A 10670-nucleotide genomic window follows, 5' to 3' on the forward strand; every position below is an offset into this window, starting at 1 on the left:
CAGCTAGTAAGGTAATTTGGCATTTCACAACCCAAGATGCACGAATTAAATTGAAGCATCAATATCGCTGTTTTTGAAGATGTTGAATCCGACAATTCTAATGCATCAAATTAAGCTTGCCACGCCACTACGCACTGTTCCCTGTTCCCTGTTCCCTACACTGGCTACCAGGCGGAAAATGAGGGCTCGCCCTTGGGTGGTGCGTTACGGGGCGGGCTGTCTCAACCAGGGTGTTGAGGTTGAACATGATAGCAAGCCCGCCCCTAACGCACCCTACGCACCTCCCTGTTCCCTGTTCCCTGTTCCCTGTTCCCTTTGCTATATATGAGTGCCTCCGATAAAACCAAAGAAGTTGCTGCCTACAACGAGCGTGCGTTGCAAACATTGGCTTGGGCAATTGAAGCGTCTCAGGGGCAATTTTCACTGATTTTTGCACACTGTAACTATACCTATGTACAGCAGCAAATGACTGAGGGGCTGCGAGAAAGCTGTCCTGTTCCAATCCGCGAGGTTGTGCTGAAAAAGTCTGATCGCAAACTTTATAGCAAGATTCGGCAGGATTTAGGAGATCAGCAACCAGGGGCTATGATGGTCTTTGGCTTAGAGGCCGTTGATGATATTGATAGCTTGCTGACTGCCACTAACCAAGTGCGGGAAGAGTTTCGGAAAAATTTCCATTTCCCCCTAGTGCTGTGGATTAATGATGACGTTCAAACCAAATTGGTTCGGGTTGCTCCTGATTTCGAGAGTTGGGGCACAACTAGGGAGTTTCAAACCCCTCCTGATTCCTTATCTTATGAATTAATCTATACTCTCTCTCAACAAGCTAAGGAGATATTGGCTACCTTTCCAGACTCTGATCCCGACAAATTTTTGTATGAGCTGAATCGGGGGATAGATGATCTATCGGAATTTGGTTTAGCTTGGCAATATTTACACCATCAAAACCAGGAAATAGAGCCAGATTTAGACGCTATTTTTTACTTCATGGTAGGTCGAAATTACTATGCTAAACAACAGTTTAAAGAATCATTAATTTACTTTGAAAAAAGCTTAGATCTATGGCAAGTAATAACCCGTTGCGATTGGCAATGGATGGTTTTATTTCATATCGGTTTATGTCCTTATGGAAAATCTGAACGACAAAATTTATTTGAGCAATGTGTTGATAGTTTAGCTCAGATATCTGATCAGGATTTAGCTAACCGATTGATTACTCAATTTGCCAGAGTCTTGCAACGCTTACAACGATGGCAAGACTTGGAAACCTTAGCCCAAAGGTCTCTAACACTCCATAGAACCCATGGTAATTCAATTGAGTTAGCTAAAGATTATGGTTTTCTGACGGAGGTAGCTTTAGCTAAATCAGCTTGGATTAAAGCTAAGAGATTAGCAGAGCAAGCACTCTCCATCCTGCCAACTAGTTTTTCGGCTGAATCAACAGCAACTTTATCGGAGCATAAAGCAAAATTAGATGGAATGCCATCTGTTGATAAAGCTTGGTATTTATTATTATTGGCAAGAGCAGAAAACGGTCTTGGTAATTATCAAAATAGTATCACGGATCTCAAGAGATCTAAAGCAGAAACTAAACCCCATTATGCTCCAGAGCTTTATATTAGGATTTTGGCAAGCTTGCGAGAAGCATACTTTAAACAGGGTGACTATTTAACTGCTTTTAGAGTTAAACAAAAACGAATATCCATTGAGCAACAGTTTGGCTTGCGAGCGTTTATTGGTACAGGGAGATTAGAGCCAAAACGCAGAAGAGCCAATTCTCAACTTCCAGCCCTTGAGCAGCCTGAAATGGTTGCAGACGAAATTATCGCTTCTGGTAGACAACGCGATATCAATAATTTGCTTGAAAGAATTGGCAACCCTAATCATAAATTAACCGTCCTTTATGGTCCATCTGGGGTAGGAAAAAGTTCTTTAATCTATGCAGGATTAGTTCCAGTTCTCAAGCAGCGAGCCATTGGTCAGAGAGATGTATTGCCAGTGACTCTAGGAGTCTATACTGACTGGGTCATAGATTTAAGTAGATTATTGGCAGAGGCTCTACATACAAGAGGCTTTAGTGCATCTATTAATTCTGAATCAGTCAACAGTATTTTGGAAGAGTTACAAGAAAATTATAACAGAAATTTGTTAACAGTTTTAATTTTTGATCAGGTTGAAGAGTTCTTTTTACGCTTTTCAAATCGAATTGAAAGACAGACTTTTGCAAATTTCATAAAAACATGTATAGATCAAATACCTTATCTTCATATAGTCTTCTCGCAAAGAGAAGATTATTGGCACTTTTTGTTACTCTTAGAGAGGCTAACTAAAATAGAAGCGATTGACGATAGAAAGAATCGTTACTATTTAGGGAATTTTTCTCCTCAAGAAGCTCGTATTATTTTTGAAAAGTTATCTAAAAATAATCAGTATTATTTAGATAAAAATTTAATTAATGAGTTAGTCAAAGATTTAGCAGGAGAGCTAGGAGAAGTTCGTCCCATTGAGTTGCAGATTGTAGGGTCACAATTGCAAGAAGATAAAATCACTAAACTACTTGAGTATCAAAAAATTGGTTCTAAAGAAAAGCTAGTGGAGCAATTCTTAGCTGGAGTTGTAGAAGACTGTGGGGAGGAAAATGAACGTAAAGCAGAACTATTTTTATACTGTCTAACAGATCAAAACAACAATCGACTGCTCAAGACTAGGGCAGAATTATACTCCAATATATTGAAAAGGGTAAATGAGACAGAAAACCTAGATTTAATATTAAATATTTTAGTTAAATCGGGATTAGTTTTACGTGTGCCAGAACATCCGAATAATCGCTATCAATTGGAACATGACTATCTTGTTACTTTTATTCGCAGACGAAAACAAACTGCTGAATCTGCTGAATCTGCTGAATTACGTACTGAGTTGGAACAGGAGAGAGAACAGCGAAAACTTATCGAAGTCAAGCGAAATCAGATATATAGGAGATCACTCGTTGGCTTAACTACAGCAATAATGTCTCTATCAGTATTAGCATCCTTCTCATTCTTATCTTTTAGAACAGCCAAAAACAATGAAATTATTGCCCTTACTAAATATTCAGAAGCCCTATATAATGTAAATAGGGAGTCAATTGATCCACTAATAGCAGCTTTAAAAGCAGGAAGACAACTTAAGTCAGCAACCGTAGTAGGAACCGATACCCGCACTCAGACTTTAGCTACATTACAGCAAGCCATTTATGGAGTCAGAGAGCGCAATCGTTTGGAAGGTTATGACAGTTGGGTTAATAGCGTCATTTTTAGTCATGGGCAGAATTTGATTGCTACTGGTAGTGTTGATGGCACCGTCAAACTCTGGCATAGAAGCGGTAAATTATTAAGAACTTTTGTAGGGCATTCATCTGATGTCAACAGTTTAAGTTTCAGTGGTGATAGTAACATCCTTGCCACTGGCAGTGCTGATGGCACCGTCAAGCTCTGGACTATAGACGGTAAATTGCTCAAAACTTTCCAGGGGCATGAAGCTGAGGTTACAAGTATAATTTTGAGCCCTGACGGTAAAGTGATTGTCAGTGGTAGTAGTGACGGAATAGTAAGATTGTGGGACACACAAGGTAACCCAATTGGGCAGCCCTTTCCAGCACATAAAGCTAGTATTACGAGTATCAGTTTCAGCCCTGACGGTAAAGTGATTGTCAGTGGTAGTCGCAACGGAATAGTAAGATTGTGGGACAGACAAGGTAACCCAATTGGGCAACCTTTTCCAGCACAGAAAGCTGCAGTCACAAGCATCAGTTTTAGCCCTGATGGTCAAACCCTTGCCACTGCCAGTCTAGATGGAGCTGTCATACTATGGAATCTTCAAGGTCAGAAACTTCTTACTATTGAGGAATTTAGTGCCACAATCAGCAGCATCCGTTTCAGTCCTGATGGTAAGACATTTGCTACTGGCAGTTTCGAGGGAACTGTTAAGCTCTGGAGTCGGGAAGGTCAGGAACTCCAAATCTTTCTAGGTGGTAATAGAGAGATTACAAGTATGAGCTTCAGTCCCGATGGCAAAATTTTAGCCACCGCTAGCAGAGACTTGACTGTCAGACTCTGGAGCGTTGAGGGCTATAATTTCGAAACCCAAACCCTATCTGGACATGCCGCTGCGGTCGATAGTGTCAGCTTTAGTCCTGATGGTAAGACAATTGCCACTGCTAGCTTTGATGGAACTGTGAGGGTCTGGACACGAGACGGTAGACTAGTCATGACCTTGGTAGGACATCAAGGTGCAGTCATAAATGTTAGTTTCAGCCCTAATGGTAAATTCATTGCTAGTGCTGGTTTGGATGGAACAATAAAGCTATGGAGTCTCGACGGTAAACTAATCCAAAGTATTGATGCCCATAAAGCTAGTGTTTACAGCGTTAGTTTCAGCCCTGATGGGAAATTACTTGCCAGTGCTGGTTTGGATGGAAATGTTCGGCTCTGGGATTTTGTAACGGGTCAACTAATAGTAAACTTGCGAAGTGGTACGGAGTGGTTTAATAGTGTTAGTTTTAGCCCTGATGGACAAATTATTGCTGCTGCTAGTAAGGATGGAACCGTAAAACTCTGGAATTTAAAGACGAGAAAAGAAATCCACACTCTCGAGGGGCATGAAGATAATGTTTACACTGTCGAATTGAGCCCTAATGGCAAAATCCTCGCTACTGCTAGTAAGGATGGAACCGTTAAGCTCTGGAATTTAACAGGTAAACAACTGGCAACTCTTAAGGGGCATAGTGCTGCAGTGATTAGTCTCAGTTTTAGCCCTGACGGTCAGACCCTTGCTACCGCGAGTCTGGATGGAACTATTAAACTCTGGAATTTGAAAGGTGAAGAACTGGCAAGTATAAAAGGACATAGTGGTGCAGTCAATAGCGTCAGTTTTGGTCCCGACGGTATCATACTTGCCAGTGGTAGCAGTGACGGGACAGTCAAACTCTGGTTTAGATACGGTACACTACTTGAAACACTCCAGAGTAGTGGTGCTGGGATCAATAGTGTTAGCTTCAGCCCTCACGGCAAGACTCTTGCTACGGCTAGTCAGGATAACACTGTAATCTTGTGGAATATTGATCTGGCTCTAAGTAGTCTAGATGAGCTACTGCGACGTGGTTGTGATTGGGCTGGGGATTATCTGAAGAATAACCCGAATGTAAGTGAACGCGATCGCACTCTTTGTGAAGGCATCAACTAAAAAGATTAATCCGTTGGTGGGCAGTGCCTACTAAGGCTATTGGCAATCACATCAATCTGTCGAAAGCACTGCCCACCCTACATGAATTTTGGTCACGCTTCTATGGTGGGCAGTGCCTACCAAGGGGATTGGCAACCACATGAATCTGTCGAAAGCACTGCCCACCCTACATCTAAAATGCGATTGACCTTTGGTCACGCTTCGCGATCGCACTCCCCTCCCCGGACACTTCTCTTTCCCTACAAAAGCCCCAGACTCTGATTAGACTTAAAACCAGGAAAGATTTGGGCTAAATTGGAGTCTCCAATCTCCATATGTTCCCTGAGCAAAGGCATCAGCACCTCACGAAAATCCGTAGTTACTGCTAAGTCCCGTTTTTCATACAACTGGGATTCCGCCAAACCCGGCCACTCTCCATAGACCTTACCACCGCGAACTCCTCCACCCAAGACCCACATCACATTCCCGTGTCCATGGTCAGTACCCTTGTTACCATTCTCTGCCAGGGTACGACCAAATTCTGACATCACCACAATTACAGTATCCGCATAAATCGGTTCTAAGGCTTTGACTAGAGTAGCCAACCCTTGTCCAAGAGGCTTAAGTTTTCGAGCCAGCTGTCCTTGACTACCGCCCTGGTTAACATGGGTATCCCAGTCACCTAAGGCCAAAAATGCCAGTTGGGTCTTAGCATCCCCCACCATCAGCTTGGCTAATTTGCGGCTATCACCAACAAATTTAGAGGAAGGTGGTGCTCCCCGGTTAGCTGCCATCATTTCTTCCTTTAGCTCAGCCAGCAGTATCTTCCGTGCTTCACTTCCTTCCTGATAAGCCCGATTAATCGCATCATTACCACGATAGAGCTGATCAAAAGCAGCATCAATTTGGGGACGGTCTACAGGCAGCTTGTGATTATAATTTCTGCCCATCGGTAAATTAGCCACTGGCATCTGACCGGATAGAATCCGTGGGGTTGTTGTGCCCATATTCACGGCTTGAGTTGGTATTTCCTTGGGAATCGTCCCTAATAGTCGATTCATCCAGCCATCATCTGTACTCTTAATGCCTGGGGTGCCACTTTCCATGTAATCCTGAGCATCGAAATGGGAGCGAGTGGAGTCTGGTGAACCACTGGCGTGAATAAAGGCTAAACTTTTCTGTTTCCAAAGAGGCATCAAATCACCTAAAGCTGGATGTAAGCCAAAGTAACCATCTAAATCCAAGACTCCCCCTTTTTCCCCAGTGCGAGGAATCGCTATTCTCGGTCGCGCTTGGTAGTAATCAGCGTCTTGGTATGGCACAACTACATTCAATCCATCTATGCCACCCCGCAGAAAAATAACAATCAATCGCTTACGGTGATTAGTATTTGCCGTATTTGCTAATCCTCTGGCTACCCAACTCCCCATAGAGATAATTCCGCCAGCAGTTAGGAGGCTAGCTTGTTGTAATAATTTGCGTCTTTTCATGGTTGGTTTTTATAGCATAGGGAACAGGGAACAGGGAGCAGGGAACAGGGAGCAGGGAGCAGGGAGCAGGACATAGGCAATAGGCAATAGGCAATAGGCAATAGGCAATAGGCAATAGGCAATAGGCAATAGGGAAGATTAGAAAAGAGATCCGAGGAATTTTTGGTATTATAATAAATCATGATTTGGTTTCATGATCTATTTTTAAATGTTCTAAATAGCTTATATAATAATTGCAAATTTACCTTAAACATTGATTTAAAATTTTTAAATAACAAGTCATCATTAATCAGTCATACTTCCAAAAAGATAGCGTTTATCATACTTATTGAAACTTATCAGGTGCAGTGAATTTTTTTACTCCTACTCCCTCTGCCCACACTTCCCGCGCCCCCGCCCCACACTTCCCACACTTCCCACACTTCCCACACTCTTCGCCCTACTCCCTACTCCCTACTCCCTATTCCCTATTCCCTACTCCCGACTCCCGACTCCCTACTCCCTAATAGATTACCGATACATCATTTCTGGACTGCCCAGAATCAAGGCGGCTCGTAGCTTGGCAGGACTACTGTCGATGACTTCTTTGGTTTGGTCAGAAAAGTGATTAGCTAGGGTTTTTCTGAGTTGGACAGCATCTACAGGTTGACGCTTTTCTTTAGGTTGACGCTGCTCGAAATTACCATTGGCTAATGCGGTGGCAAAGCTGACCCGGCGAATCATCCCATCTGGACTGAGCCAAGCCTTCTCAGTATTTTTGTAACCATTGGGAGTTGGGCAGCCGTAGATGGGCATTCCTAGCTGACGGATAATACCAGAGAGGGTTTTCCATTTGGGCTTTTTACTGCCTGTAGCTCGCACTGCTGAGATGATGTAGTGATAGGGGGATTTAAATTTACTGTTGTAATACTGAGTGTCCCAAAATTCAGGGCTTTGAAATAGGGTTTCTAGAACCTTACGAATATCCCCATCGGTCTTAACAAAGCGTTGGGCTAGAGTGTCTACTAGCTTTGCTGGTGGCTGATCAGCTACAAAGTACTGGGCTAATTTGTAGCTAATGTAATGGGCGGTGGAGGGATGACGAGCCAGCAGATCTAGGGCTTGCTCTCCTTCTAGGCTGCCACTACCTGGAATCGGTGTACCCAGCAAAACTTTATCACTGTAATCATGGCGCTTACTTTCGAAATAAAATCCTCTACTGTCACCGTACTTACCCTCACGGTCAGTAGTCCAGCCAGTCAAGATCCGCGCTAGGGTAATTACATCCTCTTGGGTGTAGCCACCATCTACTCCTAGGGTGTGGAGTTCCATCAGTTCCCGAGCATAGTTTTCATTAAGCCCTTTGTATCGACCACGAGCTCCTGGACTTCCTGGTGCAGTGTTTTGGTGGTTGTCTAAATAGACGAGCATGGCGGGATGGTGAGCTGTAGCACCTAACAAATCCCGAAAACGACCAAGGGCATGGGGTCTAATGGCATCTTGTTCAAAGGAACTAACCCAGATCCGATTCAATCCCTTGCTATCAAAAACATTGAAGTGGTTGAACCAGAAGTCTACCATTACTTCCTGAAGCTGTTGAGGGCTAGCGATCGCTTTGATTAAACGGGCTTCTAATCCCTGCTGCCTAGGTATTTGCGATCGCTTTTGAGCCTGCTTCCGTTGTTGCTGAGTCAGCTGCCGTTTCTTTTTACCTTGTGGTGGTGCATAGCCTTTCCATAGCTCCACTGGATTCAGTTCCAGGGTATCCAAATTCTTGAGTTGTTTCCTCAGTTGTGGCGGTTCAGGAATAGATTCTGGGGAAAGTTGGGACTGAATATAAGCATCAACTCCCATGGATTTCACCCGTTCGATGTCCCCAGGGCGAGGACCAAAACTAACGCGATTGAGGACATGCAATACTTTCGGGTCAGTGGATAAACTGGCAGCGTGCCAAGGCTTGGGTAGTGCCCATAGGAGGATGACTGCCAAGATTAACCCTAATAGCCAGTAGACCGGCTTAAGGTTCAATTTTCCCAGATACATTGGTTTTAGGGAGTAGGGAGTAGGGAGTAGGGAGTAGGGAGTAGGGAGTAGGGAGTAGGGAGTAGGGGGAAGAGTTTTATTAGTAGTGGTTTCACCGCACGGGGAGGGGGGAGTGGAAAAAAATCCTGTGCACCTCACTCTTGATGAGAGATGAGAATTGCACTTGATTAGTTACTAAACACTGAGGGATCTGGCCAGTGGATGATCAGCCACAATTGCCGTTGGCAGTGCCTTTGGTACACTGGTCTGGATGCAACTGCTGACCTTCATCCTTTTCTTCATACTAATGCGATTGACCTTTGGTCACGCTACGCGAACGCATTTGTGATTGACCTTTGGTCACGCTACGCGATGAAGCTTCGCTTCCGCTAAAAGCGATCGCATGGTGTAGCAGCAGCAAAGTCTGGCAACGATCAAGCCCATCCCATCACTAGATGTTCAGCCGTTGCTCAGCCCGAAAATACCGGAAGTAGGGTACTTTACCTAACTCTGTTATCGCTTCAAGCATTAGAATATTAAGAATTGTGTCTAACTCTTGCTAGAGATTAGTCAAGAATAGATGCAAGACATCAGCAATTCTTAATATTCACACCCAAAAGAGAAACAAAATGGCAAAACATACTAAAGCTTTCATGTCCCGAACCGTAAAAAAGAATGAGCCTACTGGGGTCAAGTATATGACCAAAAACCAAATGGAGTACTATATGGGTGCCAAGCTTATAGAAATTGGGGTTGAGCCGAAATCAGCTATTTATCGATGGTCAGTAGAAAGCAAAGAAAACGATAACCACGAAGTTTGGACTTACGCAGCCTACTGGGGAGATTCCAAAGAGCAACTGTTGCAAGAGGAGCAGGCATCAAAAGAGAACTGATATTCCATTTCCATTGGGATTGGCAAGAGCCAAGAGTGTGGGGAGAGGGGGGATTCCTCTTGCCTACTCCCTACTCCCTACTCCCTACTCCCTACTCCCTACTCCCTATTCCCTATTCCCTGTTCCCTATTCCCTTTCCTATTGAAATTACTGCAAACCCCACGCATTCTTTACTTCTGGGACTTTTCCAAATCAATACAGTCATTAGCTAACTGGTCAGCTTCAAGGTTTTGGGTTTTGTTAATCCAGATTAATTCGTAGAAATCCAGTTTATCAAGAAGGGTTTTGGCTCGGGTGTGAAAGCTAACCAAATTGTTGTTTTTAACCATATAATCCCCATGGAGCTGGTTAATTACTAGTTCGCAATCCCCATAGATTTTGGCTTCTTTTGCTCCCAGCTTTAGAGTCTTCTGTAGTCCAAGGATTAGCCCCATATATTCAGTTTGGTTCTGAGTAGTAAATCCTAAGTATTGAGAGACTGGATAAACTTCACCTTGGTACTGAATTATAGCACCACAGGCGGATTGATTAGTTCGTCTTTTGCTGACACCATCGAAATGAATAATAGCAATATTATTCGATTTATCTGTCATAATATTCTTTAGCTTGTAGGGAGTTTGGTTGTAAGCATTTAGCCGTCAGCGGTCAGCAGTCAGCGGTCAGTAGTCAGCGGTCAGTGGTTAGCCTTTAGCTGATAGCTGATCGCTGATATAGCAGAAGTCAGAAGTTTGAAGTCAGAAGTCAGAAGTTAAACTAGCTTTGTATCTAGGTTTGAGGAAAAGTGACTGTCCTAAACTAGGCTTCGACTGCTGTAGCTGATCGCTTACCTGTTCCAACCCTACTTTAATTGGTATTTTTTTACTGTCGAGCCACCTCTGTTCTATTCGCCTGCCAAATTTTAATCGTCCGATCAAATCCCCCAGTAGCCAGAAAACGCCCATCCCGACTAAAGGCAAGGGATTGTACCCAATCTTGATGTCCAGTCAACCAAGCAATCTGCTTACCAGTGTTCAAATTCCACAACCGCACCCCATCACGACTAGCACTAGCGAGAATTGTGCCATTAACTGGATTAATTGCGATC

At 43.6% G+C, this 10670-nt stretch carries 10 protein-coding genes and 1 pseudogene; 6 read left to right on the forward strand and 5 right to left on the reverse strand.

Going from position 1 to position 10670, the window contains the following annotated elements; genetic code table 11:
• The first annotated feature begins 100 nt into the window (after positions 1–100).
• Genes F6K57_RS30995 through F6K57_RS31005 form a run of 3 tightly spaced genes read left to right on the forward strand, consistent with a single transcriptional unit; the run spans position 101 to position 5484 of the window.
• Positions 101–328: a hypothetical protein gene (locus tag F6K57_RS30995; protein WP_293071994.1), complete on the forward strand. Its 228-nt coding sequence runs from the start codon at positions 101–103 to the stop codon at positions 326–328.
• Positions 325–5223, forward strand: a complete 4899-nt coding sequence (locus tag F6K57_RS31000; RefSeq protein ID WP_293071995.1) for a hypothetical protein — start codon at positions 325–327, stop codon at positions 5221–5223. The genes F6K57_RS30995 and F6K57_RS31000 overlap by 4 nt, the downstream gene beginning before the upstream one ends.
• Before the next feature lie 39 nt (positions 5224–5262).
• Positions 5263–5484 (forward strand): hypothetical protein, encoded by a 222-nt coding sequence (locus F6K57_RS31005; RefSeq protein WP_293071996.1) that lies wholly within the window; start codon positions 5263–5265, stop codon positions 5482–5484.
• Here F6K57_RS31005 and F6K57_RS31010 read toward each other — a convergent pair.
• Positions 5463–6692, reverse strand: coding sequence for a DUF1501 domain-containing protein (locus F6K57_RS31010; RefSeq protein ID WP_293071997.1), 1230 nt, complete (start codon positions 6690–6692; stop codon positions 5463–5465). The two genes, F6K57_RS31005 and F6K57_RS31010, sit on opposite strands and share 22 nt — an antisense overlap.
• Entirely contained in the window at positions 6689–6874 is a 186-nt protein-coding gene (locus tag F6K57_RS31015) for a hypothetical protein (protein ID WP_293071998.1), read from the reverse strand. Before F6K57_RS31015 ends, F6K57_RS31010 begins: the two co-directional genes overlap by 4 nt.
• A 165-nt stretch (positions 6875–7039) precedes the next feature.
• On the opposite strand from F6K57_RS31015, the gene F6K57_RS31020 reads away from it, so the two are divergent.
• Positions 7040–7198 carry a hypothetical protein gene (locus tag F6K57_RS31020; protein WP_293071999.1) on the forward strand — a complete coding sequence of 53 codons (159 nt, stop codon included), beginning with the start codon at positions 7040–7042 and terminating at the stop codon, positions 7196–7198.
• Positions 7199–7202: 4 nt separating this feature from the next.
• On the opposite strand, the gene F6K57_RS31025 is transcribed toward F6K57_RS31020, so the two are convergent.
• Complete coding sequence (locus F6K57_RS31025) at positions 7203–8714, reverse strand: DUF1800 domain-containing protein (protein WP_293072001.1); 1512 nt, start codon at positions 8712–8714, stop codon at positions 7203–7205.
• 201 nt (positions 8715–8915) lie between these two features.
• Between F6K57_RS31025 and F6K57_RS31030 the strand changes: the two genes are divergently transcribed.
• Complete coding sequence (locus F6K57_RS31030) at positions 8916–9086, forward strand: hypothetical protein (RefSeq protein WP_293072000.1); 171 nt, start codon at positions 8916–8918, stop codon at positions 9084–9086.
• 236 nt (positions 9087–9322) lie between these two features.
• Positions 9323–9586: a hypothetical protein gene (locus F6K57_RS31035; RefSeq protein WP_293020207.1), complete on the forward strand. Its 264-nt coding sequence runs from the start codon at positions 9323–9325 to the stop codon at positions 9584–9586.
• A gap of 170 nt (positions 9587–9756) precedes the next feature.
• Here the strand turns inward: F6K57_RS31035 and F6K57_RS31040 are convergent, their stop codons facing one another.
• On the reverse strand, positions 9757–10179 hold the full coding sequence (locus F6K57_RS31040; protein WP_293020205.1) for a ribonuclease HI family protein: 423 nt from the start codon (positions 10177–10179) through the stop codon (positions 9757–9759).
• A gap of 265 nt (positions 10180–10444) precedes the next feature.
• Positions 10445–10670: pseudogene (locus tag F6K57_RS31045) on the reverse strand (WD40 repeat domain-containing protein); the annotation flags it as partial.

The organism is Moorena sp. SIO4A5 (assembly GCF_010672005.1).
Classification (GTDB): domain Bacteria; phylum Cyanobacteriota; class Cyanobacteriia; order Cyanobacteriales; family Coleofasciculaceae; genus Moorena.

What these genes read in the sequence shown, in the direction of transcription:
- F6K57_RS31035 (WP_293020207.1), top strand. Translation starts at nt 9,323, where the DNA reads ATGGCAAAACATACTAAAGCTTTCATGTCCCGAACCGTAAAAAAGAAT.
- F6K57_RS31000 (WP_293071995.1), top strand. Translation starts at nt 325, where the DNA reads ATGAGTGCCTCCGATAAAACCAAAGAAGTTGCTGCCTACAACGAGCGT.
- F6K57_RS31010 (WP_293071997.1), bottom strand. Translation starts at nt 6,692, where the DNA reads ATGAAAAGACGCAAATTATTACAACAAGCTAGCCTCCTAACTGCTGGC.
- F6K57_RS31025 (WP_293072001.1), bottom strand. Translation starts at nt 8,714, where the DNA reads ATGTATCTGGGAAAATTGAACCTTAAGCCGGTCTACTGGCTATTAGGG.
- F6K57_RS30995 (WP_293071994.1), top strand. Translation starts at nt 101, where the DNA reads ATGCATCAAATTAAGCTTGCCACGCCACTACGCACTGTTCCCTGTTCC.
- F6K57_RS31040 (WP_293020205.1), bottom strand. Translation starts at nt 10,179, where the DNA reads ATGACAGATAAATCGAATAATATTGCTATTATTCATTTCGATGGTGTC.
- F6K57_RS31030 (WP_293072000.1), top strand. Translation starts at nt 8,916, where the DNA reads ATGATCAGCCACAATTGCCGTTGGCAGTGCCTTTGGTACACTGGTCTG.
- F6K57_RS31015 (WP_293071998.1), bottom strand. Translation starts at nt 6,874, where the DNA reads ATGATTTATTATAATACCAAAAATTCCTCGGATCTCTTTTCTAATCTT.